Genomic DNA, 26,225 nt, shown 5'->3' on the forward strand with positions numbered 1-26,225 from the left:
GGGGGCTCCGGGCTCCGGGTTACAAGATACAGGACAGACCATAGGTGAGACCGAAGGCGACCACCGATATCAGAGTCTCCAGCACGGTCCAAGTCTTGAAGGTCTGGATCACCGTCATATTGAAGTATTCCTTGATCAGCCAGAAGCCGCCGTCGTTCACGTGGGAAAAGATCACCGAACCCGCGCCGGTGGCCAGCACCAGCAATTCGGGGTGTGGATAACCCAGGCCCATCGCAACCGGCGCCACCACACCGGACGCGGTGGTCATGGCAACAGTGGCCGAGCCCGTGGCAATACGCATCAGGGCTGCAAACAGCCAACCCATCACCAAAGGCGACAGATGGAAAGCATGGGCCAGGCCGAGGATTTCGTTGGTCACACCCGCATCCACCAGGATGCGATTCAAACCGCCGCCCGCGCCCACCAGCAAGGTGATGCTCGCGGTCGGCGCCAGGCATTCATTGGTGAACTTGAGGATCGATTCGCGGTTGAAGCCTTGGGCGATCCCCAAGGTCCAGAAGCTCACCAAAGTCGCTACCAGCAGCGCGATCACCGAGTTACCGATAAACAACAGGAACTGGTTGAAGCCAGTGCCCGGCGTGGAAATCACGTTGGCCCAGCCTCCGATCATCATCAACACCACCGGCAACAGGATGGTGCCCATGGTCAGCGCAAAACTCGGCAAACGGGTACGCGGTTCGCGGTCAATGAACTGGCGTTCCAGCGGATTTTCCGCTGGCAAATGAATACGCGGCACGATGAATTTGGCGTAGACGGGACCTGCGATGATTGCCGTGGGGATACCGATCAGAATCGCGTAGAGCACGGTCTGCCCCACCGACGCGTTGTACGCCAGCACGGCCATCATCGCCGCCGGGTGCGGCGGCACCAGCGCATGCACCACCGACAGGCCAGCGACCATCGGCAAACCGACCATCAGGATCGATACGCCCACACGCCGCGCCACGGTAAAGGCAATCGGCACCAGCAGCACAAAACCGACCTCGAAAAACAGCGGCAGCCCCACCAGGAAGGCGATGCACACCATGGCCCAGTGCGCGTTACGCTCGCCAAAACGGTTGATCAACGTGCGCGCCACCTGCTCGGCACCGCCGGACTCGGCCATCATCTTGCCGAGCATGGTGCCCAGCGCTACCACCAGGGCGATATGCCCCAAGGTCTTGCCGACGCCCGCTTCATACGAGCCCATGATGGTGTCCGCCGGCATCCCGGCCATCAGCGCCAGGCCAATGGACACCAAGGTGATGACGATAAACGGGTTGAGCCGGTAACGTGCAATCAGCACGATCAAAGCAATGATGGCGATGGCAGCGTATGCCAATAGCCCGAAGCCCGGTGATGCGGCCATGCGGTACTCCTCGGAAAGGGTCACGTCGAATTGGTTGTGAAACTCATAAATCATTACCGAGGAGCATTTTCAATTTTTATGAAAGTAATTTTCGCTCACAGGCAAGCGCTGTCGCGTTGGGATATGCCCAACGGTCGCCCATGAAAATTCGGGGGGTGTTCTTACATGAAGATCAGAAGATGCTGGAAACTCAAACGCCGCCATCGAGTCATAGAATGCGCCTCCCCTCATGCCCAGGAAAATCGACCATGATTCGCACCTCCCTCGCCGTCAGCGCTTTGTTTCTCGCCCTGTGCGGCACTGCGTCGGCCGCCGATAACGCGGCGTTGAAAAAATGCATGGACAGCGCCAACACGACCGCGGACATGGTCAATTGCAACGCCAAGGAAGCCAAGGTGCAGGACACGCGCCTGAACAAGGCCTACAAGACTGCCCTCGCCGCTCAGGAAGGTGCGCGCAAGCAGCAACTGCAAGACGTGCAGCGCCTGTGGATAAAATACCGTGATGCCAATTGCGGCTTCGCCGGCTCCGCGACCGGTGGCACCATCGACCAGGTCAACGGCTCCGCTTGCCTGCTGGACATGACCCAGACCCGCGCCCAGGAGTTGGAAGACCTGGTCGGGCCGTGATCACTTACTCATGATGGACCCGGGCGCGCTTGAGCAGCTTCTTGCAGCGCTCTGACAAATGCAGCACCCGCAGGTGCTTGCCGGCCTTGGTGTAACGCTCACGCAGGGTCATCAGCGCCGCAATCGCTGAATAGTCGACAAAGCTCAGGTGACGGCAATCCAGCGTCACCTGGGCCGGGTCGTTGGCCGGGTCGAACTGGTTGAGGAACGGCGTGGTCGAGGCAAAGAACAAGGTGCCATGCAAGCGATAGAGCTTGCTGCCATCGGCCTCCAGGTGTTCATCGGCATACAGCTCGCGCGCCTGTTGCCAGGCGAAGTTCAGCGCCGCAATCACGATCCCGCACAGCACGGCCGTGGCCAGGTCGGTGAACACAGTGATCACCGTCACCGCGATAATCACCAGCACGTCATTGAGCGGCACCTTGTTGATCACCCGCAAGGAGGCCCAGGCGAAGGTCTGCTGGGACACCACGAACATCACACCCACCAGCGCCGCCAGCGGGATCCGCTCGATAAACGGCGACAGGAACAGGATGAACAGCAGGATCATGACCCCGGCAAACACTCCGGAAAAACGCCCGCGCCCGCCCGAGCTGAGGTTGATCACGGTTTGCCCGATCATCGCGCAGCCGCCCATGCCGCCGAACAGGCCCGAGACCATATTCGCCGCGCCAAGGGCCACGCTTTCGCGGTCCGGGTAGCCACGGGTTTCGGTGATTTCATCGGTGAGGTTGAGGGTCAGCAGGGTTTCCAGCAGGCCGACCATGGCCATCAGGAACGCATAGGGCGCGATGATGCCGAGGGTGTCCAGGGTCCAGGGGATCTGCGGCAGGGCAACGCTGGGTAGGCCACCAGCGATGTGGGCCATGTCGCCCAAGGTCCGAGTCGGCAAGCCCAGCAGGTACACCGCCAGGCCCACGCCGAGGATCGCCACCAATGCAGGCGGCACCGCGCGGGTGATGCGCGGCAGCAGGTAGACGATGGCCATGGTCACCAGCACCAGGCCGATCATCACGTACAGCGGCGTGCCGCTGAGCCAGTGTTCACCGCTCTTGAAATGCTCCAACTGCGCCAGGGCGATGATGATCGCCAGGCCGTTGACGAACCCCAGCATTACCGGATGCGGCACCATGCGCACCAGCTTGCCCAGGCGCAGCAGGCCGAAGGCGACCATGATCAACCCGCCGAGCAATACCGTCGCCAGCAGGTATTCCACGCCGTGTTGCACCACTAACGCAACGATCACCACCGCCATCGAGCCCGCCGCACCGGACACCATGCCGGGGCGGCCGCCAAACAATGCGGTCAGTGTGCAGATGATAAAGGCGCCATAGAGCCCCATCAGCGGGTTGAGGTGGGCCACCAGGGCAAAGGCGATGCATTCGGGCAGCAACGCAAACGACGTGGTGAGGCCGGCCAGGGCATCGGCGCGCAGACGGGTGAGGTTCATGAAGTACCAGGGTAATGCGGGGGATAAGGCGGGGAATGGTACGGAATTGAGCAGGGCAGAACCAGATTTTTAAGGCGAGCTACACCCTGTGGTTGTGGTTGTGGCGAGCGGGCTTGCCCCGCGTTGGGCTGCGTAGCAGCCCCAAAGCCATTCACCGCCTATCTACCGGTAGATACGCGTTGGCTGGACTGGGGCCGCTTCGCGGCCCAACGCGGGGCAAGCCCGCTCGCCACAGGGAGGCTTACACCATCTCGTGGCGAATCCACTCGACTACCGACGTACGCTTCGGCACCCAGCCCAGCAGTTCACGCGCATGCTTGCCCCGCACCCGGCTGTTGGAGCCCAGGCCATAGTTGGCCATTTCATAGCCCCACTCGGCTTCGGCGTCGGCCAATGGCCAATCCTGCGGTTTGCCCAGGTTCAGGGCTTCGGCAATGGCGGTGGTCATGTCGATAAACGCCGCTTCGCTGCTTTCCACGAAGTAGAAGGTGCCCGGTGCGTTCTGGGTCAGTGCCAGCAGGTACAGCGCCACCACGTCTTCGATGTGCACGTTGGACCAGATGTTCTGCCCACTGCCCACATGGCGCACCACCCCACTCTTGCGCGCCTGCTTGAGCAGACGCGGCAATTGCACGCTGTCGCGCTTCACGCCCAGGCTGTGGCCGTAGATCAGGGTGTTGCAGATCACCGCCGAGTTCACGCCTTCGTTGGCAGCCGCCAGGATCAGGTTGTCGATGGCCACGCGTGCCGCCTTGTCGACGGTTGGCTCCGGCAGGTTGTCTTCAAAGTAGATGACATTGCTGGACTTGCCGCCCGACGCATCACCGACAATGCTTGAACCGCTGGTGTGCAGGAATGGCTTGTTCGAGCCCTTCAAGGCTGCCAGCAGGGTTTCCACGGCAGCGCGATGGTCGCTGCTCGCGGCATTGATCACCGCATCGGCCTTTTGCGCTTGCTCGGTCAATACAGCGGCGTCATCCAGGGTGCCGATCACTGGGGTGATACCCAATGCGGTCATCTCGGCCGCCTGCTCGGCGCTGCGCACCAGGCCGGTCACGCTATGGCCTGCCTTGACCAGGCCGGTTGCGATGGAACCCCCGATAAAACCTGCTGCGCCGGTAACGAATACGTTCATGGAGAGTGCTCCTGAGTGGGTAAGTGATGGGACCAGTATCAAGGGCCGATCCCTGACGAATAAGCCCCTATTGCCCAATTCACTCTTGCGCGAAGGTCACGAATCAGCAGGCATACCGCGCCAGCTTGGCCTGCATGAAGTCGAGGAAACACTGGATGCGCAAGGCCAGCTGCGAGTTACGGTAGAACACCGCGTGGATCGGCTGGCGATAACCGCTGTTGAACGCTTCCAAGACTGGCACCAGGCGTCCGGTTTCGATGTCGTCGATGGTCATGAAGTTCGACAGGCAGCAGATGCCCTGCCCTTCCAGCGCCAAATGACGCACGGTTTCACCACTGGACGCGGCCACGCCGGGCTGGATCAACCAGCGGTCGCCCTCCACATGGCGCAGCGGCCAGTGGTTGAGGGTTTCGGTCTGGGTGAACCCCAGCAACGTGTGGTCCGCCAATTCGGCAACCGTGGTCGGCGTGCCGTATTGCTTGAGGTAGTCGGGGCTAGCGAGAACATGCAGCGGCGTACAGCCGAGCGCACGTGCGTGCAGAGTGGAGTCGGCCAACACACCGATGCGGATGGCGATGTCGGTACTCTGCTCCAGCAGGTCGATGATCAGGTCATCGCTGTTCAGCTCCAGCTGGATATCCGGGTAAAGACTGCGAAACTCCGCGATGTACGGCACGATCCCATGCAGCATAAAGGGCACCGCCGCATTGATGCGCAGGCGCCCCGCCGGTTTCTTCTGGCGTGACGACAGGCGTTCCTCCAGCTCATCCATCTGCGCCAGGATCACCTTGGCCTGTTCGAAGAAGTACTTGCCCTCCTCGGTCAGGTCCATGCGCCGCGTGGTGCGGTTGATCAGCGTGGTGTCGAGCTTGGCTTCCAGGCGTGACAGCGTGCGGCTGACCGCCGAGGGCGTCTGCCCGACCTGTTCTGCGGCAGCGGAAATCGAACCGCATTCAATCACGCTGACGAAGATCTGTAGCTCATCGGATCGGGCTTTCACAGGCGCTCCTCGTTATCGGTTCCCAGCAGCTTACACCGAGAAATTGAACACCTGCGCCAGATGCTGCTCATAGCGCGCTACGTCAGCCTCGATCGCCGGGCGCTTCATCACGTCCACGCACAAGAAGGTCGGCAGGCCAGTCATGCCAAGAAATTCATTGGCCTTGTGGAACGGGAAGTACACCGCGTCCACGCCCTTGGCTTCGAAGAAGTCGGTCGGGTCGTCGAAGGCTTGCTGCGGCGCGTTCCAGGTCAGCGAGAGCATGTACTGCTTGCCCTGGATCAGGCCGCCGCTGCCGTACTTCTGCGACGAGTCGGAGCGCGTGCGACCGTCGCTGGCGTACAGGCTGCCGTGGCCTTCGGTGAAGACTTCATCGATGTATTTCTTGACGATCCACGGCGCGCCCATCCACCAACCGGGCATCTGGTAGATGATCACGTCGGCCCAGAGGTATTTCGCCACTTCTTCGGCCACGTCGTAGCCTTCGTCGATGTGAGTGACTTTCACGTCAATGCCGGCACGGTCCAGCACGGCCACGGCGGCGTCATGCAGGGTGCTGTTGTAGCGGCCATCGGAATGAGCGAATTTTTTGCCGCCGTTGAGCAGGAGGATTTTTTTCATGGGAGGGCATCCAGAAGGGTTAAAAATGTCTGCCTGCAGGCTATCGACATTGGCCCCTCGGAATAAGCGGCGGCACGGCAAAATACATTTGACCAGAAAGCACAAATGCACCACCCATTGTTAACCGCTGATCAGCAGATGCGCCCCCAGCAAGGCCATGCCCACGAAAAACACACGCTTGAACAACACGGCACTGATGCGCTGCCGCATCGCCTGGCCCAGCCACATGCCCAGCAGTGCCGGCACCAACGCCAGCAGCGAGGCGTTGACCTCCCCGCCACCGAGCGTGCCGCGCCAGGCCAGCCCGGCGGCCAACGCCAGGGTGGAAACCGTGAACGACAGCCCCAGTGCCTGCACCAACTGATCACGGTTCAAGCCCAAGGCCTGCAGATAGGGCACGGCGGGAATCACGAACACGCCGGTCGCTGAAGTGATGACTCCCGTGACGATGCCGCACATAGGACCCAGCCAACGTTCAGTCTCAGGTTTTACCTTGAACGTCGGCAGGAACAATCCGCTGAGTGCATACACCAGCAACGCACCGCCCAACGCATGCCCCACCCAGCTTCCCCCGCTCATGCCCAGCCACAAGGTGCCCAACCCGGTGCCGAGGAAGATCAGCAGCAACATCGGCCACAGGCGTTTGAGCAGCGCACTCAAATGCCCGCCGAACGCCAGTTGCCACAGGTTGGTGATCGTCGAAGGGATGATCAGCAAGGCCGCAGCCTGCGCCGGTAACATAGCCAGGCCGAGCAAGCCCATGGAGACTGTCGGCAGGCCCAGGCCGATCACACCCTTGACAGTGCCGGCCAGCACAAAGGTGCCGATCACCAGCAGCGTCAGGGCGGGGCCGATGTCTTGGTAGAACGCGAGGAAGGTATTCATGGGGGGATTGTGCGGTTTTTCGGTGACGCCGAAAATTCGCCATATACTGAGACAGACTCTTGTTTTCCCTTAGGCTGGTGCCATGCACTTTGACTTGATCGACCTGCGCCTCTATCTGCACATCCTCGACACCGGCAACATCACCGCCGGTGCCGGGCGCAGCCACCTGTCCCTGGCCGCCGCGAGTGCGCGTATCCGGGCGATGGAGGCTTCGTTGGGTATCGAACTCTTGGAGCGTAACCGTCGAGGCGTCACCCCAACACCCGCCGGCAAGGCCCTGGCCCGCCACGCACGCTTGTTGCTGCAACAAGCCGAACACCTGCAGCAGGACCTGGCGGAATACGCCAACGGCGTCAAAGGCCAGGTGCGCTTGCTGTGCAACACCACCGCCCTCAGCGAATACCTGCCGGAACTGCTGGCGGACTTTCTGTGCGAGCACCCCAACCTCGATATCGACCTGCAGGAGCTGCCGAGCCTGCGCATCACCCAGGCCTTGCGCCAGGGCACGGCGGATATTGGGATCATCTCCGACGCAGTGGACACCCACGGTCTGCAGACTCTTCCCTTTCGCGACGACCCGCTGGTGCTGATCGCGCCGCTGGATCATCCGTTCACCGCAGGGAGCTTTGTCGATAGCCTGCAACACGACTTTGTCGGCCTCGCCACTCACAGCGCGTTGACGGTGTACCTCGAAGAACAGGCATTGCACGCGGGTTTCCGCCTGCAAACGCGCATCCGTGCCGAGGGCTTCGACGGGGTGATCCGTATGGTCGCCCATGGCGCTGGCCTGGGCATCGTGCCCCAGGCCGCGCTGGAACGTTGGCCGCTGGAACCCAGCGTCAAGGCCCACCCTCTGCAAGAAGCGTGGGCCTGTCGGAAGCTGCTGTTATGTGCGCGCTCGTTCGAACAACTGCCCGGTTATGCCAAGGCCTTGTTCGATGCCTTGGCCCTGCCCTTGCGGAAGAACCCGTAATACACCGCCGACAGAATCAGCAGGAACGGCACGCCAAACACCAGGGTCATCTTGAACGCGTCGGTGAAATAGGTGGTGATCATCACCGCGCCCATCAGCACCAGCCCCAGCAGCGTGCTGTAGGGAAACAGCCGCAGTTGGAACGACAGCTTCGGCCCACCGTGGCGCTTGCGGTAGCGACGGAAAAACAGGTGGGTGAGGAAGATCATGAACCAGGTGAAGATCGCGCCAAACATCGAGATCGCCATCATCAGCGTGAACGAGCTTTCCGGGTACACCACGTTGAGCAACGTCGCCAGCGCAATGCCCGAGCTGGACAGCAGCAACGCGTTCAACGGGATGCCGCTCTTGCTCAACGCGCCCATGGACTTGGGGGCAAAGCCGGCGCGGGACAGGCTGAACATCATGCGGGTGGTGATGTAGAGCTGGCTGTTCATCGCCGAGAGCGCGGCGATCAGGATCACGAAGTTCATCACGCCGGTCGCACCGGGAATGCCGATGGTCTGCATCACCGTGACGAACGGGCTCTGGGTCTGCCCGGCCTGGTTCCACGGCACGATGGCCAGCATCAGCGCCAGGGTCAGCAGGTAAAACACCACCAGGCGCACGATGGTCGCACGGAAGGCTTTCTTCACCGCCTGTTCCGGGTCGGCGGCTTCACCGGCGGCCACGGCGATCATCTCCACACTCAAATAACTGAAGATCGACACGATCACCGCCATCCACATGCCGCTCAGGCCATGGGGGAAAAAGCCGTCGTGGGCCGTGTAATTCTGCACCCCGTACTCCGGGTTGCCGGAGCCGAACACCACGTACACGGCAAGGATGATGAAGCCGACAATCGCACTGATCTTGATCGTCGAAAACCAGTATTCGAAGTTGCCAAACGTCTTCACGCTGATCGCATTGAGCAGGATCAACACGCTGGAAAACGACACGATCCACACCCATTCCGGCACGTGGGCGAACCAGTACTTCATGTACATCGCCACCGCCGTGACCTCGGCGCCCACCGCCAACACAATCGCCGCCCAGTAGGCATAACGCACCAGGAACCCGGCGAGCGGGCTGATGTAGAACTCGGCATAGGCACCGAAGGAGCCCGAGGTGGAGTGGGCCACCGTCATCTCCGCCAGGCAGCCCATCAACAGCAAGGTGATCAACGCACCGATGGCGTAGCTCACCAAGACACTGGGCCCGGCATAGCCGATGGCGTAGGCGCTGCCCATGAACAGCCCGGTACCAATGGCGCCGCCGATGGCGATCATGCTCATCTGGCCGGAAGTGAGCTGGCGCCGCAGGCCCAGTTCGCGGTGGGTGATCTCTGCAAAGCCGTTGTCTGGCGTGGTCACGTGGTGTGCCCCTTTATTATTGTGATTGCACAGGTGGTCGGTAGGTGTGTCAGGTGACGCTGTTGCGGACTTTGAACTGCGGCTGGTCCCAGGTGTGGTTGTCGAGGATGTCGCCAAGGATTTCCACAGCGTCAAACACCTCGGTAAAGCTCGTGTACAACGGCGTAAAACCAAACCGCATGATGCGCGGCTCACGGTAATCACCGATCACCCCACGGGCGATCAAGGCCTGGATCACCGCGTAGCCTTCGGGGTGTTCAAAGCTCACATGGCTGCCACGTCTGGCGTGCTCACGTGGGGTGATCAACTTCAAGTCATGGGCGGCACAACGGGCTTCGACCAACGCGATAAACAGGTCGGTCAACGCCAGGGACTTGCTGCGCAAACTCGCCATATCGGTCTGGGCAAAAATCTCCAGGCCGCACTCCACCATGGCCAGCGAAGTGATCGGTTGAGTGCCGCACAGATAGCGAGCGATACCGGCACTCGGTGCATACGTCGACTCCATGGCGAACTGCCGGGTATGCCCGAACCAGCCCGACAACGGCTGACGCACCACATCCACCAACGCCGGGTTGACCCACACAAACGCCTGGGAACCCGGGCCGCCGTTGAGGTACTTGTAGGTGCAGCCGATCGCATAATCGGCGCCGGCCTGATGCAGGTCGATGGGCACCGCGCCCGCCGAATGCGCCAGGTCCCAGAGGCTCAGCGCGCCACACTCATGGCTCAAGGCGGTCAGCGCCTGCATGTCGTACATGTAGCCGGTCTTGTAGTTGACGTGGGTGAGCATCACCACCGCCACGTCCTGATCGATCGCCTGGGGCAGTTCGTCCGGGCTGTTCACCAGGCGCAGGGAATAGCCCTGTTGCAGCAGTTCAGCCAAGCCTTCTGCGATGTACAAGTCGGTGGGGAAGTTGCTCGCCTCGCTGACGATCACCTTGCGATGCGGCTGGCGTTGACGCTGCACGGTCAATGCGGCGCTCAGCACCTTGAACAGGTTGATCGAGGTGGTATCGGTGATCACCACTTCGTTGTCACGCGCGCCAATCAACGGCGCCAGGCGATTGCCCAGGCGCTGGGACAAATCCGCCCAGCCGGCGGCGTTCCAGCTGCGGATGAGCCCGTTGCCCCACTCTTCGGCAATCACCGCCTGCGCCCGCGCCAACGCCGCCACCGGGCGGGCGCCGAGCGAGTTGCCGTCGAGGTAGATCACGCCCTCCGGCAAGGCGAACTGGCTGCGCAAAGGTGCCAGCGGGTCCTGGGCGTCGAGGGCTTGGCAATGGCTTCGAGAGGTCATGGGCGGTCCTGGTTTTTATAAGTAAGAATGGACCAAATAATGAACGAAGTTTTAGAGAATTTTCGTGCAAAGTGAGTAGCAACAGGCTAATTAAGCTGTAGGAAATTCGAATTTAACCCCCAAACACGCGGATTTATTCTAACCATGATTCTCGACGCCACCGACCTGCGCCTCCTGCATTTCCTGCAACAGGATGGCCGCATCAGCAACCAGGAACTGGCGGAAAAAGTCGCGCTGTCGCCGTCCGCCTGCCTGCGCCGTTTGCGCTTGCTGGAGAGCGAGGGAATCATCAGCGGCTACCGCGCAGTGCTGAATGCGGAGCAATTGGGGATCGAGCTGGAGGCCATCGTCCACCTGTCCTTGCGCCAGGATGTGGAGGATTGGCATGAGACGTTCATCAAGAAAGTGCAGGGCTGGCCGGAAGTGGCCAGCGCCTACGTGATCACCGGCGCCAGCAACTATGTGCTGCGGGTGCAGGCGCGCAACCTCAAGCATTTTTCGGACTTTATCGTGAACCACCTGAACCGCACGGCGGGGGTGATGGATATACGCTCGGAGATTGTGTTGCAGAAAATCAAGGATCGGGATGAGGTGTTGGACCTGGTTATCCGTAAGTAGGCTGAGAATGCCTTCTGTAGGAGCGAGCTTGCTGTGGCGAGGGAGCTTGCTCCCGCTGACTGCGAAGCAGTCTCCCGCTTGTTGGGGGCGCTTCGCACCCCAGCGCAAGCAAGCTTGCTCGCCACAGCAAGCTCGCTCCTACAGGGGGCGTGGCGTTTAGTCCTCGAGGGCACGCACGCGCTGCATGCGCTTTTGCTCTACCGGCGCATCAGCGATCTGCAACTCAAAGTCAAAATCAATCTGCGCAAACCGCCCTTCCACGCCAAACTCCCGCGCCAGCTGCGGATCTTCACTAAAGCGAATCTCGGCGATCAACTCATCCCGCGTCGCGTAGGCAAAATCATCATGCAGGTACGGGTCATCCGACAGGTTGATCTGCGTGGTCAGGTGTCGATGCCCCGGCGCCGAAATGAAGAAGTGAATATGCGCCGGCCGCTGCCCGTGGCGCCCCAGTTGATCGAGCAGTTGCTGGGTCGGCCCGGTCGGCGGGCAGCCGTAGCCCGACGGCACGATACTGCGAAAACGGTAGTTGCCCTGGGCATCGGTCTCGATGCGGCGACGCAGGTTGAACTCCGATTGCGTCGGGTCGAACCACGAATAGGTGCCACCGGTGTTGGCCTGCCACACGTCCACAATCGCCCCCGCCAGCGGCTTGCCGTCGGTGTCGCGCACTTGCCCGCGCATGAACAGCGGCACCGCGTCGTCCTTGCCATCATCCAGTCGCGCCTCATACTTCGACAGCGGCGCACCGGCCACATACAACGGGCCTTCGATGGTGCGCGGTGTGCCGCCGGATTTGCCGGCTTCCTCGTCGGCGGCGTCCATCAACAGGTCCAGGTAATGCTCCAGGCCCAGCCCGGCGGCGAGCAAGCCGGCTTCCTGGTGCTTGCCCAAGTCGTTCAGATAGTTGACCGCCTTCCAGAACTCTTCCGGGGTCACTTCCAGGTCTTCGATGATGTTCACGGTGTCGCGCAGGATCCGGTAGATCAGCGCCTTGGTACGCGGGTTACCGCCGTCATTGAGGTTGCCGCTGGCTTCTTCGAGAAACTGTTGAGCATGGGCAGTCTGGGACAGTCGGATGGACATGGTGCATTCCTCATCTTGTAGTTATTAGGGTGAAAACCGGCTTAGCGGTCATCCTCATGGATCGACGACGGGTGACGGCACAGGGCATTCACTTCGATGGCCATGTAGGGAAAGAGCGGCAGTTGCATCAACACATCGTGCAGGTCCTGCACGCTGTCGACATCGAACACGCTGTAGTTCGCGTAATGCCCGGCGATGCGCCACAGGTGGCGCCATTTGCCTTGCTGTTGCAGGCGCTGCGCCAAGGCTTTTTCTTCGGCCTTGAGCGCAGCGGCGCGCTCGGGATTCATATCGAGGGGCAGGTTCACGGTCATTTTTACGTGGAACAACATGGCAGGCGCCTCTTAGTGTTTGTCACGACGGAAGAACGCCAGGCGCTCTTCATCGATGGCCAGGCCCAGGCCCGGTGCGGTGGAAACATGCAGCTGGAAATCGCGGTACACCGGCGGTTCGGTGAGGATGTCTTCGGTGAGCAACAACGGGCCGAACAACTCGGTGCCCCATGCCAGTTTGTTCAGCGTGAGAAAGGCATGGGCCGAGGCCAGGGTGCCGATGCCGCCTTCGAGCATGGTGCCGCCGTACAGGCCGATGCCCGCCGCTTCGGCAATGGCGGCCGTACGCAGTACGGCGCGCGGGCCGCCGTTCTTGGCGATCTTCAACGCAAACACCGAGGCCGCGCCTTCGCGGGCGAGGTTGAAGGCATCTTCGACACACTCGATGGACTCATCCGCCATGATCGGCGCCGGGCTCGACAGGTTAAGCCGCGCCATGCCGCCCCGGTTGTTGCGGGAGATGGGTTGTTCGATCAGGTCGATGCCGTTGTCGCCGAGCACCTTGCAGGCACGCAGTGCCACCGCCTCATCCCAAGCCTGGTTGACGTCGACGCGCACACTGGCGCGGTCGCCCAGGGCTTTTTTGATCGCGATCACATGGGCCAGGTCGTGACTGACTTCACCGGCGCCGATCTTCAATTTGAAAATGCGGTGGCGGCGCAGGTCGAGCATCTTTTCCGCTTCGGCAATGTCCTTTTCCGTGTTGCCGCTGGCCAGGGTCCAGGCCACCGGCAAGGCATCGCGCACACGGCCGCCGAGCAGTTCGCTGACCGGCAGGTTCAAGCGTTTGCCCAAGGCATCGAGCAAGGCACTTTCGATCCCGGACTTGGCAAAGGTGTTGCCGCGAATGCTGCGTTCCAGGCGCAACATGGCCGCGTTGATATTGCTCGCATCCTGGCCGATCAGCAGCGGCGCGAAGTGGCGGTCGATGTTGACCTTGATGCTGTCGGGGCTTTCGTTGCCGTAGCTCAGCCCCCCAATGGTGGTGGCTTCGCCGATGCCTTCGATGCCGTCGGCGCAACGCAGGCGGATGATCACCAAGGTCTGGTTTTGCATGGTGTGCATCGCCAACTTGTGCGGGCGAATGGTGGGGAGGTCGACGATGATCGTGTCGATCGACTCGATGGCGCAAATCGGCATGGCTATACCCGTTGGGTTCTTTTTAGGTTTGAGCCGATTCTGTGCCGTATTTTTAAAGGCTTCCAATATAGAATGGGTCTGAAGCAATACCCTCAAGGTATGAAAGGAGTGGTTATGGAATTGCGTCATCTGCGCTATTTCCAGGTGCTGGGGGAAACCCTCAACTTCACCCGCGCCGCCGAACGTTTGCACATCGCACAGCCGCCGTTGAGCCGGCAGATCCAGCAATTGGAAGATGAGTTGGGGGTGATCCTGCTGGAGCGTGGCCGACCGTTGCGGCTGACCGAAGCCGGGCGGTTTTTCTATGAGCATGCCAACGTGCTGCTGGAACAGCTGAGCAAGGTCTGCGACAACACCCGACGCATCGGCCAAGGCGAGAAGACTTGGCTGGGCATCGGCTTTGCGCCCTCGACCTTGTATGGCGTGCTGCCGGAACTGATCCGCCGGCTGCGCACCCATGAGGCGCTGGAGCTGGAGTTGGGGCTGTCGGAAATGACCACCTTGCAGCAGGTCGAAGCGCTCAAGGCCGGGCGCATCGACGTGGGGTTCGGGCGGATTCGCATCGATGACCCGGCCATCGTCCAGCGCGTTTTGGTGGAGGATCGGCTGGTCGCCGTGCTGCCTGCCGGCCACCCGTTGCTCGATGCGCCCGCCACCCTCGCCCAACTGGCCGCCGAGCCCTTTGTGCTCTACCCCGGCAACCCGCGCCCCAGTTACGCCGACCATGTGATCGCGCTGTTCGACGCCCATGGCCTGAGCCTCAAGGTGGCGCAGTGGACCAACGAATTGCAGACCGCCATTGGTCTGGTCGGCGCCGGTATGGGCGTGACGCTGGTGCCCGCCTCGGTGCAAGTGCTGCACCGTGCGGACATCGGCTACACGCCGGTGGTGGAGGCCACCGCAACCTCGCCGATCATCCTCAGCCGACGGGTGAATGACCAGTCGCCGGGGCTCAGTCATTGCCTGCAACTGGTGGAAGAGTTGATCTAGCCACGCAGGCGCCGGGCATCATTGCGCTGCAAGGTCTGGCTTGGAGACTCATCGAACAGCTTGCGATACTCCGCCGAAAACCGCCCAAGGTGGGTAAAGCCCCAGCCCAGGGCAATCTCGGAGATGGTGCAGGTGGAGCCCTGTTCAAGGATGGCCTGGCGCACTGCAGAGAGCCGATGCTTTTTCAAATAGGCCATCGGCGACAGCGCAAAGTATTTGCGAAAGGCATCGAACAATTTGAACCGCGATACGCCGGCCGCGGCCTCCAGGTCTTCCAGATGCACGGCGTCCCGAGCATTGTCGTGGATGTACTGGCGCGCACGGATCAGGTAATGCGGCAGTTTCACACCGAGGACATCGCGCAGTTCTTCGGAGTAATTGTTCGGCTGGGCCAGGATCAGGCCCTTGATCAGCGAGCTTTCCAGGTCACGGGTAAACGCCGGTTGCTCATACAATTCACTGCCGTGTTCCAGCTCCGCGATGAAGTAGCGCGCCATGCGCCACCACGCCGCCGAAGCGCCGTCCACCGCGTCCATCACCGACTCAAAGCGCAGCGGCGCCTCAATCGGCCGCTGCAGCAGACCTTCCAGCGACTCACTCATCGCCGCCCGCGTGATCACCACCTGCAACTTGCGGCAGTCGCCGGAAATCGCCAGCACCTGATGCTCGTTGGGCGAAATGATCACGCCCTGGTCGCGGTTGGAGCTCAGGCGCTCACCGTTCTTGCTCAACTCCTGCTCGCCCACCAACGGCAGGCTCAGGCTGTAGCTGCTGAAGTGCTCCGCGTCTTCAATGTCGATGGTCACGTCGGTGCCGTATTCGATCACGCCCAAGGTGGTGGCGCGGGACTTGAACACGTTGGCACTGTGGTGGAAACGCAGGCGCTCGGGCGTGGCGGTGGCCAGGCGATGGGGCCCGCAGATGCCGGACATCCAGCTGCGTGCGCCTTCCAGGTCGAAGCGTTGAATCGTTTGGCTGCTCATCAGGGTGCACCCACGGCGGTTAGGCTGTTGCGCGCTCTGGCGGCGCGTCGTTGTTGTTCGACAGCAAATAATGCGCCACGCCGGCGCAATCGCCAGCGGGTGGATAGCAAGGGTCGATTAAGTGGATAAGACGCTTACTTTTTCGACCCTTGCCTTGCCAGACAGTAGCGCATCCCGTCACCGCTGCGCACCGGGTTGGGTATTTGCTGCCCAATTATCCGGCGCAGGTTCCCCCACTAAGCGGATAGCCCGCGCCCTGTCCCGCTGCCTCTAATAAACCACCGATTAGCCCTATCAAAAGGTGCCTCCCATGAGTGGTGCAAGAAGCGTCGAGCAGTGGAAAACATTTATCGAAGGTTGTCTGGATTTTCGCCCGGCGGATGAAGTGTTCCGCATCGCCCGTGACATGTTCACCGAGCCGGAATTGTTCGATCTGGAGATGGAACTGATCTTCGAAAAAAACTGGATCTACGCCTGCCACGAAAGCGAACTGGCCAATAACCACGACTTCGTGACGATGCGCGCCGGGCGCCAGCCAATGATCATCACCCGCGACGGCGAAGGCCAGCTCAACGCGCTGATCAACGCCTGCCAGCATCGCGGCACCACCTTGACGCGGGTCGGCAAGGGCAACCAGTCCACCTTCACTTGCCCGTTCCATGCCTGGTGCTACAAGAGCGATGGCCGGCTGGTGAAGGTCAAGGCGCCGGGGGAATACCCGGAGGGTTTCGACAAGGCGACGCGTGGCCTGAAAAAGGCACGCATCGAAAGCTACAAAGGCTTCGTGTTCATCAGCCTGGATGTGGCAGGCACCGACAGCCTGGAAGACTTCCTGGGCGACGCCAAAGTGTTCTTCGACATGATGGTCGCCCAGTCCGCTACCGGTGAGTTGGAGGTATTGCCGGGCAAATCCGCCTACACCTACGACGGCAACTGGAAGCTGCAAAACGAGAACGGCCTGGACGGTTATCACGTCAGCACTGTGCACTACAACTATGTGGCCACGGTGCAGCATCGCCAGCAGGTGAACACCGAGAACGGCACCGGCGCAGGTAGCACCCTGGACTACAGCAAGCTTGGCGCGGGTGACGCCAACACCGATGACGGCTGGTTCGCGTTCAACAATGGTCACAGTGTGTTGTTCAGCGACATGCCCAACCCCAGCGTACGATCCGGCTACGCCACCATCATGCCGCGCCTGGTGGAAGAACACGGCCAGCCAAAGGCCGAGTGGATGATGCACCGCCTGCGCAACTTGAATATCTACCCGAGCCTGTTCTTCCTCGACCAGATCAGCTCGCAGCTGCGCATCATCCGCCCGGTGGCGTGGAACAAGACCGAGATCATCAGCCAGTGCCTGGGGGTGAAGGGTGAATCCGACGCGGATCGCGAAAACCGTATTCGTCAGTTCGAGGACTTTTTCAACGTGTCGGGCATGGGCACACCGGATGACCTGGTGGAATTTCGCGAGGCCCAGCGCGGTTTCCAGGGCCGCCTGGAACGCTGGAGCGACATCTCACGCGGCAGCCATCGCTGGGAAACCGGCCCCACGCCCAACAGCGAAGCCATCGGCATCCAACCGGCCATGACCGGCACCGAATTCACCCATGAAGGCCTCTACGTGAACCAGCATCGCAACTGGCAGCAGTTCCTGCTCAAGGGCCTGGACAGACAAGCACTGACATTGCGGGAGGTGAAGTGATGAATGCGCAACTGCAGTACCAGATCGAGCAGTTCTTCTACCGCAAATCCGAGCTGTGCGACGCCCAGGACTGGGACGCCTATGTGCAGCTGTTCGACCCGCAGAGCGAGTTCCACCTGCCGCAGTGGGACTCGGAACACGTCTACACCCGTGATCCCAAGCGCGAGATGTCGTTGATCTACTACGCCAACCGCTCGGGCCTGGAAGACCGTGTGTTCCGTTTGCGCACCGGCAAAGCCGCGTCGGCGACACCGATGCCGCGCACCTTGCACCTGATCAATAACGTGCGCGTGGCGCAGCAGGCGGAGGGAACGCTGGAGGTGCGGCTGAACTGGCACACGTTGTTTTACCGATTGGCTACGTCAGAGCAGTTCTACGGACAGGCTACCTACAGCCTCAAGCCGAATGGCGACAGTTGGTTGATCACCCGCAAGCATGCGTTGCTGCTCAACGACACCATCAACTCGGTGCTGGATTTCTATCACCTGTAGCAGCGAACTTTTTGTGGCACAGGGGTTTGTTGTGGCACCGGGCTTCTTGTGGCGAGCGGGCTTGCCCCGCGTTGGGCTGCGTAGCGGCCCCTCTGGAAGACACCGGGTTTTCAGCTGAAAAAATGCGGTGGTCTTATTGGGGCTGCTGCGCAGCCCAACGCGGGGCAAGCCCGCTCACCACAAAAAGCCTGCTCGCCACAGGTCATCAATACGTGGAGTTCAACCAATGAATCACAAAGTAGCCTTCAGTTTTGCCGACGGCAAAACCCTGTTTTTCCCGGTGGGCTCCCATGAAATCCTGCTGGATGCGGCGCTGCGCAACGGCATCAAGATCCCGCTGGATTGCCGTGAGGGTGTCTGCGGCACCTGCCAGGGCCGTTGCGAGTCCGGCGATTACAGCCAGGACTATGTCGACGAAGAAGCGCTGTCCAGCCTCGACCTGCAACAGCGCAAGATGCTCAGTTGCCAGACGCGGGTAAAGTCCGACGCGACGTTCTATTTCGACTTTGATTCGAGCCTGTGCAACGCGCCGGGGCCGGTTCAGGTCAAGGGCAGCGTGAGCGCGGTGGAGCAGGTGTCGGCCAGCACGGCGATCCTGCAGGTGCAGTTGGATCAGGCGCTGGACTTTCTGCCGGGCCAATATGCCCGCCTAGCGGTGCCTGGCACGGACAGTTGGCGGTCCTATTCTTTCGCCAACCTGCCGGGCAATCACCTGCAATTTTTGGTGCGCCTGTTGCCCGATGGGGTGATGAGCAACTACCTGCGCGAGCGCTGCCAGGTGGGCGATGAACTGTTGATGGAAGCACCCCTCGGCGCCTTCTACCTGCGCCACGTCACCCAGCCATTGGTACTGGTGGCGGGTGGCACGGGGTTATCGGCCTTGCTGGGCATGCTCGATGAACTGGCCGCCAAGGGGTGTGACCAACCGGTGCACCTGTATTACGGCGTGCGCAGTGCCGAAGACTTGTGCGAAGCGGCGCGCATCCAGGGTTATGCTGCAAAAATTCCGGAGTTCCGCTACACCGAAGTCCTCAGCGCACCTTCAGAGGATTGGCCCGGCAAGCGCGGCTACCTCACCGAGCATTTTGACCTGGCCGAATTGCGGGACAGTTCGGCGGATATGTACCTGTGCGGCCCCCCTCCAATGGTCGAATCCATCCAGCAATGGCTGGCGGATCAGGCACTTGATGGCGTTCAACTGTATTACGAAAAGTTTACGCAGAGTAATATCTGACCCTCAGTACTTCTGAGGGGCTGATGCGGCGTGCACTCAACCCTGAGAAAAACAAGTAGAAGGGAATGTTAATGGCGGATGACATGGTTAACCCGGTAGGCCTCAAGCGTGGCTTGAAGAACCGGCACATTCAGCTGATCGCCTTGGGAGGGGCGATCGGCACGGGGTTGTTCCTCGGCTCGGCCGGGGTGCTCAAGTCGGCGGGGCCGTCGATGATCCTGGGCTACGCGATTGCCGGTTTCATCGCGTTCCTGATCATGCGCCAGCTCGGCGAAATGATCGTTGAAGAGCCGGTGGCCGGTTCCTTCAGCCACTTCGCGCACAAATACTGGGGCGGCTACGCGGGCTTCCTGGCGGGTTGGAACTACTGGGTACTCTACGTGCTGGTGGGCATGGCCGAACTGACGGCGGTGGGCAAGTACATCCAGTTCTGGTGGCCGGAGATCCCGACCTGGGTCAGTGCACTGGTGTTCTTTGTCGCGGTGAACCTGATCAACACCCTGAACGTGAAGTTCTTCGGTGAAGCCGAGTTCTGGTTCGCAATCATCAAGGTGGTGGCGATTGTCGGCATGATCGTGCTCGGCTGCTACCTGCTGTTCAGCGGCACCGGCGGCCCGCAAGCCTCGGTCAGCAACCTGTGGAGCCACGGCGGGTTCTTCCCGAATGGCGGCATGGGGCTGTTGATGTCCATGGCGTTCATCATGTTCTCGTTCGGTGGCCTGGAGCTGGTCGGCATCACTGCCGCCGAAGCCAGCGAGCCGCGCAAGGTGATCCCGAAGGCGATCAACCAGGTGGTCTACCGGATCCTGATTTTCTACGTCGGCGCCCTGACCGTACTGCTGTCGCTGTACCCGTGGGACCAGTTGCTGCAAACCCTCGGCGCCTCGGGCGATGCCTACAGCGGTAGCCCGTTCGTGCAGATCTTCTCGCTGATCGGCAACGACACCGCCGCGCACATCCTCAACTTCGTGGTGCTGACTGCGGCGTTGTCGGTGTACAACAGCGGCGTGTACTGCAACAGCCGCATGCTGTTCGGCCTGGCCGAGCAAGGCGATGCACCGAAATCGCTGATGAAGCTGAACAAGCAAGGTGTGCCGATCCGCGCCCTGGCGATTTCGGCGCTGGTGACGATGCTGTGCGTGGTGGTCAACTACGTGGCACCGCAGAGCGCGCTGGAGTTGCTGTTCGCGCTGGTGGTTGCCTCACTGATGATCAACTGGGCGCTGATCAGCATCACCCACATCAAGTTCCGCAAAGCCATGGGCGAACAAGGCCTGACGCCATCGTTCAAGACCTTCTGGTTCCCGTTCAGCAACTACCTGTGCCTGGCGTTCATGGTGATGATCATCAGCGTGATGCTGGCGATTCCGGGCATCAGCGAGTCGGTGTATGCGATGCCGGTGTGGGTGGGGATTATCTACATTGCCTACCGGCTGCGGGTCAGAAAGGCCAAGATGGCAGTCGCCTGATTACTGACTGACAGCCAATAAAAAGCCCCGGAATTCCGGGGCTTTTTGTTTAGAGCGTTGAGCGTACTCGCCACAGCTCTGGGAACAGCACGGTATCTAGCATCTTGCGCAAATACCCCACCCCTTCGGTGCCACCGGTTCCCGGCTGGAAACCGATGATCCGCTCTACCGTCGTCACATGGCGGAAGCGCCACTGACGGAACGAGTCCTCCAGGTCGATAAACTTTTCGGCCAACTGATACAAATCCCAATACCGGCTCGGATCGCGATACACCTCACGCCACGCCGCCTCTACCGATTCATCGTGGACCGTCGCGGCCGTCGGGTCGCGCTCGGCGCGCTTCGGATCAATCGCCAAGCCGGCCTTGACCATCAGGTTGATCGCCTCGTCATACAGCGACGGTGTGGCAATCGCCACTTTCAACTCGTTCAACAACTCCGGCCGATGGGCGTGGGGCCGCAACAGCGCCGCGCTTTTGTTGCCGAGGATAAATTCGATCTCACGGTACTGGAACGACTGAAACCCCGACGACTGCCCCAGGAACGGGCGGATCGACTTGTACTCCGACGGCGTCATCGTCGCCAGCACCGCCCAGGCGTGCACCAGTTGATCGAAGATCCGCGACACCCGCGCCAGCATCTTGAAGGCTGGCGGCAACTCGCCCAGGCGCACGTGTTCACGGGCGGCCTTGAGTTCGTGGAGCATCAGTTTCATCCACAGCTCGGAGGTCTGGTGCTGGATGATGAAGAGCATTTCGTTGTGGTCTGGCGACAGCGGATGCTGGGCGCTGAGGACTTTGCCCAGGTCCAGGTAATCGCCGTAGCTCATGGACTCGGAAAAATTCAGTTCGGCGTTATGCCATTCTTCAGGCGGTTGGTAGTCAGCAGAGAAAGGACATTGGCTCATCGCGTGGGCTCCTTGAGCGGGCGCAAGATTGCGCGGACCGGGCTGGCATCGAGGTTGGCAAACCGCAGCGGCAGTGCGATCAATTCATAGTCGCCCTCGGGTACGTCATCGAGCACGATGCCTTCGAGAATCGCCATGCCATGACGGGCCACGGCGTTGTGGGAATCCATGGTCTTGGACTGCTGCGGGTCCAGGGATGGCGTATCGATGCCGATCAAGCGCACACCCAGGCTGGCTAGCAGCTCGATGGTTTGCGGAGCGATGGCGGTGAAATTCGAATCCCATTCAGTCAGCGGCGCTTGTGGATAAGTGCGCAGCAGCACGCGCTCCGGCAAGTTATCCACACGGCCTTCCAACTGATGCGGCTGCACCAGCGCGCCGCTGTCCAGGCAATGCAGCACCCGGCATGGCCCCAGGTACACATCCAACGACACCTCGCCAATCGGCGCGCCGTCCGCGCTGTAATGCAGCGGCGCATCCACGTGGGCGCCGGTATGGGGGGACAACGTGATACGCCCCACATTCACCGGACACTCCGGGCCAAACTGCCACACGCGCTCTTCCTGGAACGGCGTATCCCCCGGCCAGGTCGGGGTCGCCGTACTCAAGGGCGGGCTGATATCCCACCACGTTTTTATTGGGTTCATTTCAAGGCTCTCGGCGGTTACTGGGGTGAATGATACGAGGGCCTGCCGCGAATTTTCTTGCGAATTCTGGCGTGAATCGGGAAATCTTTCGCACTTACTGCGAGGAAATAGCGGATTGGTGATGGGTTATATCAAATAACCGCCGCTGCGCTTCTGGGCATCCCGATGTCGAGTTCAGACCACTGACACAACGCCCGAGGCCTTAGGGTGGACCTTTCCATTCCCTGCCCTGGAGACATCATGTCCAAGCCCATCACCGTACTGCGCGACACCCATCCCCTGCCGGTCCTGGACGCCTGCAAATGGGAAAAGCTCGAAGGCGACCCGCACACCGTCAACCTCAACGCCTACACCAGCGAAGACGGCAGCAAGATCATGGGCACCTGGATCTGCACCCCGGGCAAGTGGTACGTGGACTACGTGAAGTGGGAATACTGCCACTTCCAGGAAGGCTACTGCATCATCACCCCAGAAGGCCTGGAGCCGATTCATTTGCGGGCTGGGGATATCTTTGTGGTGGAGCCGGGGATGAAGGGGACGTGGGAAGTGGTCGAGACGGTGCGTAAGTATTTTGTGTTTGCTTGATTAAGTAGAGCCCGAAACGAGGAACACTCCTACAAAAAAACCGTCGCTAGCGACGGTTTTTTTGGGTCAGTATTTATGCCCTGCGCTCACGGAAGTTCGAGCGGAATGCGCGAGGCAACGTCCATGACCACTGACAAATGCAAACGAAAAATCGTCATCTTCACCGGCTCCGGCATCAGTGCCGAAAGTGGCTTGGACACGTTCAACGACGAAACCGGACTGTGGATGGACCATCGCGTCGAAGACGTGGCTACGCCCGAGGCATGGCATAGGCACCCCGCAGACGTGCTGGCGTTCTATAACGCGTTGCGGCACAAGGCGTGGACTGCGCAGCCCAATGCGGCGCACCGCGCGATAACAGAGTTGGAACAGCAGTTTGATGTCGTGGTGATCACGCAAAACGTCGACGACCTGCACGAGCGCGCTGGGTCCACGTGCGTTCTGCATCTGCATGGTCAAATCAACCTGGCGCAAAGCACGGTCGACAAGCAACTGATTTACAAGATCGACGATAAGCCGATCTTGCTCGGTGACACCTGTGAAAAAGGCAGCCAATTACGCCCCCATATCGTCTGGTATGGCGAAAATGTGCCGAATATCGACAAGGCGCTGCAGCACTTTAAAAACGCAGAGAAAGTGCTGGTCGTGGGCACATCACTGACCACTCAACCGGCCGCAGGACTGGTTACAAAAGCCAGGCATTCAGCCGAAAAGGTCCTGATTGGATTGACCGTTTCGCGTAAGCCCTACGGCTACGAATTCATGCGAGGAAAGGCATCAAGTCTGGTGCCTTATGTGGTGGGATGCTGGCTGAAAGGTCAAAAGGCTCGCTAATTGCAAAAACCCGGGAGCCACTAAATGCCGGCTCCCGGAAAACGCCCCTATTTGGGCTTGCGATAGCTGTTGATAATCGCCGAGAAGTCCTTGCCCCCTTCTCCGCGCTGGCTCATCGATTGATACAACTGCTGGGCCACAGCGCCCAGAATCACGGGTTGCTTGGCCTGACGCGCCGCTTCGGTGGCCAAGCCCAAATCCTTGAGCATCAGGTCGGCACCAAACCCACCGGTGTACCCCCGCGACGACGGCGCGGTTTCAATCACGCCCGGCCATGGGTTGTAGGTGTCGGAACTCCAGCAGCGCCCGGTGGAGCTGTTGATGATCCCCGCCAGTACTTGCGTGTCGATGCCCAGCGCGTCGCCCAAGGCCATGGCCTCACTGACGCCGACCATGCTGATCCCCAGCAACAGGTTGTTGCAGATCTTGGCGATTTGCCCGGTACCCACTTCACCGCAATGCACGATGTTACGGCCCATCTGCGCGAGCACCGGTTGCAAGGTGGCGAACAGTTCCGGGGTGGCGCCGACCATAAAGGTCAGCGTCCCGGCTGCGGCGCCGCCGGTGCCCCCGGAGACAGGAGCGTCGGCCACGGCCACACCTTGCTTGGCCGCCGCAGCCGCCACATCACGGATGGTCTGCGGGTCGATGGTGCTGCAATCCACCGCCGGTACGCCTTTGCCGATGCCAGCAAGTACACCGTCTTCATTCAGCCACACGCTGCGCACATGGGCAGCAGCGGGCAGCATGGTAATCACCAACTCAGCGCCGCTGGCCGCATCACGCGGTGAGTCACTGATAGTGCTACCCAGCTCGGCCAGTTCCTTGAGCACCACCTGGTTCAAATCAAACAGGTTCAGCGCATGGCCGGCCTTGATCAGGTTGCGGGCCATGGGTGCGCCCATGTTGCCCAAGCCGATAAATGCAATCTTCATGGTCGTCTCCCGGAATCAGCGCAGGTTGATGGTGGTGTTGACGCCATCGTTGACCGTGTCGTCATCGAACCAGCGGCTGGTGACGGTCTTGGTCTGGGTGTAGAACTGCACCACTTGCTTGCCGTACGGGCCGAGGTCGCCGAGCTTGGAGCCACGGGAACCGGTGAAGCTGAAGAACGGGACCGGCACCGGGATCGGGATGTTGATGCCGACCTGGCCTACGTCGATTTCGCTCTGGAACTTGCGCGCCGCCGCGCCGCTCTGGGTGAACAAGCCGGTGCCGTTGCCGAACGGGTTGGCGTTGACCAGGGCGATGGCCTCGTCGAGGGTCGCGACCTCCAGCACCACCAGCACCGGGCCGAAGATTTCCTGGGTGTAGATCTGCATATCGGTGGTCACGCCCGAGAACAGGGTCGGGCCGACAAAGTTGCCTTGCTCGAAGCCCGGCACCTTGATGTCGCGACCGTCCAGCTCCAGCTTGGCGCCTTCTTTCACGCCGCTCTCGATGAGTTCCAGGATACGTGCCTTGGCGCGCTTGGAGATCACTGGGCCGACATCAGTGCCCGCTTCACTGCCCGCGTTGACCTTGAGTTTTTGCGCCAGCGCTTTCAGGTCCGGCAACCATTGCTTGGACGCGCCCACCAGCACCACCACCGAAGTGGCCATGCAACGCTGACCCGCCGCGCCAAAACCGGCGCCGACCAGAGCATTGAGGGTGTGTTCGCGGTTGGCATCCGGCAGCACCACCGCGTGGTTCTTGGCGCCCATCATCGACTGCACACGTTTGCCGTGTTTGCCGGCCAGGTCATACACGTGAGTACCCACGGCGGTCGAGCCGACGAAGGACACGGCCTTGATGTCTTTATGGGTGCACAGCGCATCCACCACATCCTTGCCGCCGTGCACCACGTTGAGCACGCCAGCCGGCACGCCTGCTTCCAGTGCCAACTCCACCAGCAGCATCGTCGACAACGGGTCCTGCTCGGACGGCTTGAGCACGAAGGTGTTACCGCAAGCAATCGCCATCGGGAACATCCACAGCGGAATCATCGCCGGGAAGTTGAACGGAGTAATGCCGGCGCACACGCCAATGGGTTGGCGCAGGGTGTAGGTGTCGACGCCACCGGCAACGTTTTCAGCGAACTCGCCCATTTGCAGGGTGCCGATGGAGCAGGCGTGTTCCACCACTTCCAGGCCACGGAAAATATCGCCCTCGGCATCGGCAATGGTCTTGCCCTGCTCGTTGCTGAGCACCACGGCGATGCGCTTGGAATGTTCGCGGATCAAGGCTTGCAGCTTGAGCATGATGCGCATGCGTGCGCCGATCGGCGTCAGCTTCCAGGTCTGGAAGGCACGATGGGCAGCGTCGATGGCAGCGTTGACTTCATCGGCCGTAGCGAACGGGACTTTGGCCAGCACCTCTTGGGTAGCCGGGTTGACGATGTCTTGCCACTCGGTGGTCTTGGACTTGACCCACTCGCCGTTGATCAGCAACTTGACCTGTTGCACGGAAATATCGGCAGATGCGTTCATGTGGTCTCCAATCTTATATTTATGC

The 26,225-nt window shown here is 60.8% G+C and carries 26 protein-coding genes; 10 read left to right on the plus strand and 16 right to left on the minus strand.

Going from position 1 to position 26,225, the window contains the following annotated elements:
* Window positions 1-19 precede the first annotated feature (19 nt).
* A complete protein-coding gene (locus OZ428_RS28320; RefSeq protein WP_038842258.1) occupies window positions 20-1,369 on the minus strand; it encodes a GntT/GntP/DsdX family permease in 1,350 nt (449 codons plus the stop codon).
* A gap of 248 nt (window positions 1,370-1,617) precedes the next feature.
* Here OZ428_RS28320 and OZ428_RS28325 point away from each other — a divergent pair, with 248 nt between their 5' ends.
* On the plus strand, window positions 1,618-1,998 hold the full coding sequence (locus OZ428_RS28325; RefSeq protein ID WP_016976197.1) for a lysozyme inhibitor LprI family protein: 381 nt from the start codon (window positions 1,618-1,620) through the stop codon (window positions 1,996-1,998).
* 4 nt (window positions 1,999-2,002) lie between these two features.
* Here the strand turns inward: OZ428_RS28325 and OZ428_RS28330 are convergent, their stop codons facing one another.
* The 5 genes from OZ428_RS28330 to OZ428_RS28350 all read right to left on the minus strand — a co-directional run bounded on the left by OZ428_RS28330 (window position 2,003) and on the right by OZ428_RS28350 (window position 7,089).
* The gene (locus OZ428_RS28330) at window positions 2,003-3,448 is read right to left on the minus strand and encodes a SulP family inorganic anion transporter (RefSeq protein ID WP_269132004.1); all 1,446 of its coding nucleotides are present in this window, start codon (window positions 3,446-3,448) and stop codon (window positions 2,003-2,005) included.
* Between the two features lie 241 nt (window positions 3,449-3,689).
* Window positions 3,690-4,583, minus strand: coding sequence for an NAD-dependent epimerase/dehydratase family protein (locus OZ428_RS28335; RefSeq protein WP_269132005.1), 894 nt, complete (start codon window positions 4,581-4,583; stop codon window positions 3,690-3,692).
* A gap of 103 nt (window positions 4,584-4,686) precedes the next feature.
* The gene (locus OZ428_RS28340) at window positions 4,687-5,583 is read right to left on the minus strand and encodes a LysR family transcriptional regulator (RefSeq protein ID WP_269132006.1); all 897 of its coding nucleotides are present in this window, start codon (window positions 5,581-5,583) and stop codon (window positions 4,687-4,689) included.
* A 30-nt stretch (window positions 5,584-5,613) separates the two neighbouring features.
* Entirely contained in the window at window positions 5,614-6,204 is a 591-nt protein-coding gene (locus OZ428_RS28345; protein ID WP_033896178.1) for an NAD(P)H-dependent oxidoreductase, read from the minus strand.
* A 120-nt stretch (window positions 6,205-6,324) separates the two neighbouring features.
* Window positions 6,325-7,089 carry a sulfite exporter TauE/SafE family protein gene (locus OZ428_RS28350; protein WP_269132007.1) on the minus strand — a complete coding sequence of 255 codons (765 nt, stop codon included), beginning with the start codon at window positions 7,087-7,089 and terminating at the stop codon, window positions 6,325-6,327.
* Between the two features lie 82 nt (window positions 7,090-7,171).
* Here OZ428_RS28350 and OZ428_RS28355 point away from each other — a divergent pair, with 82 nt between their 5' ends.
* Window positions 7,172-8,062, plus strand: a complete 891-nt coding sequence (locus OZ428_RS28355; protein WP_269132008.1) for a LysR substrate-binding domain-containing protein — start codon at window positions 7,172-7,174, stop codon at window positions 8,060-8,062.
* Here OZ428_RS28355 and OZ428_RS28360 read toward each other — a convergent pair.
* Both OZ428_RS28360 and kynU read right to left on the minus strand, forming a co-directional pair.
* Window positions 8,008-9,414, minus strand: coding sequence for an amino acid permease (locus OZ428_RS28360; protein ID WP_269132009.1), 1,407 nt, complete (start codon window positions 9,412-9,414; stop codon window positions 8,008-8,010). The genes OZ428_RS28355 and OZ428_RS28360 overlap by 55 nt on opposite strands.
* Before the next feature lie 49 nt (window positions 9,415-9,463).
* Window positions 9,464-10,714, minus strand: a complete 1,251-nt coding sequence (kynU, locus tag OZ428_RS28365) for a kynureninase (RefSeq protein WP_269132010.1) — start codon at window positions 10,712-10,714, stop codon at window positions 9,464-9,466.
* A gap of 144 nt (window positions 10,715-10,858) precedes the next feature.
* Here kynU and OZ428_RS28370 point away from each other — a divergent pair, with 144 nt between their 5' ends.
* On the plus strand, window positions 10,859-11,332 hold the full coding sequence (locus tag OZ428_RS28370; RefSeq protein ID WP_016974903.1) for an Lrp/AsnC family transcriptional regulator: 474 nt from the start codon (window positions 10,859-10,861) through the stop codon (window positions 11,330-11,332).
* A 156-nt stretch (window positions 11,333-11,488) separates the two neighbouring features.
* Here the strand turns inward: OZ428_RS28370 and catA are convergent, their stop codons facing one another.
* From catA to OZ428_RS28385, 3 genes are read right to left on the minus strand one after another with little or no spacing between them, the layout of a single operon-like run.
* A complete protein-coding gene (gene catA / locus OZ428_RS28375) occupies window positions 11,489-12,418 on the minus strand; it encodes a catechol 1,2-dioxygenase (RefSeq protein WP_269132011.1) in 930 nt (309 codons plus the stop codon).
* 41 nt (window positions 12,419-12,459) lie between these two features.
* Window positions 12,460-12,750 (minus strand): muconolactone Delta-isomerase, encoded by a 291-nt coding sequence (gene catC, locus OZ428_RS28380; protein WP_033896172.1) that lies wholly within the window; start codon window positions 12,748-12,750, stop codon window positions 12,460-12,462.
* Window positions 12,751-12,762: 12 nt separating this feature from the next.
* Window positions 12,763-13,890 carry a muconate cycloisomerase family protein gene (locus OZ428_RS28385; RefSeq protein WP_269132012.1) on the minus strand — a complete coding sequence of 376 codons (1,128 nt, stop codon included), beginning with the start codon at window positions 13,888-13,890 and terminating at the stop codon, window positions 12,763-12,765.
* A gap of 114 nt (window positions 13,891-14,004) precedes the next feature.
* Between OZ428_RS28385 and OZ428_RS28390 the strand changes: the two genes are divergently transcribed.
* Window positions 14,005-14,880, plus strand: a complete 876-nt coding sequence (locus OZ428_RS28390; protein ID WP_177075116.1) for a LysR family transcriptional regulator — start codon at window positions 14,005-14,007, stop codon at window positions 14,878-14,880.
* Here OZ428_RS28390 and OZ428_RS28395 read toward each other — a convergent pair.
* Window positions 14,877-15,863: an AraC family transcriptional regulator gene (locus OZ428_RS28395; RefSeq protein ID WP_269132013.1), complete on the minus strand. Its 987-nt coding sequence runs from the start codon at window positions 15,861-15,863 to the stop codon at window positions 14,877-14,879. The two genes, OZ428_RS28390 and OZ428_RS28395, sit on opposite strands and share 4 nt — an antisense overlap.
* 310 nt (window positions 15,864-16,173) lie before the next feature.
* On the opposite strand from OZ428_RS28395, the gene antA reads away from it, so the two are divergent.
* The 4 genes from antA to OZ428_RS28415 all read left to right on the plus strand — a co-directional run bounded on the left by antA (window position 16,174) and on the right by OZ428_RS28415 (window position 20,759).
* Window positions 16,174-17,565 (plus strand): anthranilate 1,2-dioxygenase large subunit, encoded by a 1,392-nt coding sequence (gene antA / locus OZ428_RS28400; protein ID WP_269132014.1) that lies wholly within the window; start codon window positions 16,174-16,176, stop codon window positions 17,563-17,565.
* Complete coding sequence (gene antB / locus OZ428_RS28405) at window positions 17,565-18,056, plus strand: anthranilate 1,2-dioxygenase small subunit (protein WP_269132015.1); 492 nt, start codon at window positions 17,565-17,567, stop codon at window positions 18,054-18,056. The genes antA and antB overlap by 1 nt, the downstream gene beginning before the upstream one ends.
* 226 nt (window positions 18,057-18,282) lie before the next feature.
* A complete protein-coding gene (antC, locus tag OZ428_RS28410; protein WP_269132016.1) occupies window positions 18,283-19,290 on the plus strand; it encodes an anthranilate 1,2-dioxygenase electron transfer component AntC in 1,008 nt (335 codons plus the stop codon).
* A 71-nt stretch (window positions 19,291-19,361) separates the two neighbouring features.
* Window positions 19,362-20,759: an amino acid permease gene (locus OZ428_RS28415; protein ID WP_177052305.1), complete on the plus strand. Its 1,398-nt coding sequence runs from the start codon at window positions 19,362-19,364 to the stop codon at window positions 20,757-20,759.
* A gap of 49 nt (window positions 20,760-20,808) precedes the next feature.
* Here the strand turns inward: OZ428_RS28415 and kynA are convergent, their stop codons facing one another.
* On the minus strand, window positions 20,809-21,666 hold the full coding sequence (gene kynA / locus OZ428_RS28420; protein ID WP_016974893.1) for a tryptophan 2,3-dioxygenase: 858 nt from the start codon (window positions 21,664-21,666) through the stop codon (window positions 20,809-20,811).
* Window positions 21,663-22,313 carry an arylformamidase gene (kynB, locus tag OZ428_RS28425; RefSeq protein ID WP_033896163.1) on the minus strand — a complete coding sequence of 217 codons (651 nt, stop codon included), beginning with the start codon at window positions 22,311-22,313 and terminating at the stop codon, window positions 21,663-21,665. Before kynB ends, kynA begins: the two co-directional genes overlap by 4 nt.
* Window positions 22,314-22,553: 240 nt before the next feature.
* Here kynB and OZ428_RS28430 point away from each other — a divergent pair, with 240 nt between their 5' ends.
* Together OZ428_RS28430 and OZ428_RS28435 are read left to right on the plus strand one after the other, a co-directional pair.
* A complete protein-coding gene (locus OZ428_RS28430) occupies window positions 22,554-22,898 on the plus strand; it encodes a cupin domain-containing protein (RefSeq protein WP_010206533.1) in 345 nt (114 codons plus the stop codon).
* Between the two features lie 123 nt (window positions 22,899-23,021).
* The gene (locus tag OZ428_RS28435; protein WP_269132017.1) at window positions 23,022-23,732 is read left to right on the plus strand and encodes an SIR2 family NAD-dependent protein deacylase; all 711 of its coding nucleotides are present in this window, start codon (window positions 23,022-23,024) and stop codon (window positions 23,730-23,732) included.
* 47 nt (window positions 23,733-23,779) lie between these two features.
* Here the strand turns inward: OZ428_RS28435 and mmsB are convergent, their stop codons facing one another.
* Both mmsB and OZ428_RS28445 read right to left on the minus strand, forming a co-directional pair.
* On the minus strand, window positions 23,780-24,667 hold the full coding sequence (mmsB, locus tag OZ428_RS28440; protein ID WP_269132018.1) for a 3-hydroxyisobutyrate dehydrogenase: 888 nt from the start codon (window positions 24,665-24,667) through the stop codon (window positions 23,780-23,782).
* A 15-nt stretch (window positions 24,668-24,682) separates the two neighbouring features.
* The gene (locus OZ428_RS28445; protein WP_269132019.1) at window positions 24,683-26,200 is read right to left on the minus strand and encodes a CoA-acylating methylmalonate-semialdehyde dehydrogenase; all 1,518 of its coding nucleotides are present in this window, start codon (window positions 26,198-26,200) and stop codon (window positions 24,683-24,685) included.
* Between the last annotated feature and the right edge of the window lie 25 nt (window positions 26,201-26,225).

Origin of the sequence: Pseudomonas sp. GXZC (genome assembly GCF_026967615.1) — a bacterium.
Taxonomy (GTDB): Bacteria; Pseudomonadota; Gammaproteobacteria; order Pseudomonadales; family Pseudomonadaceae; genus Aquipseudomonas; species Aquipseudomonas azotoformans_A.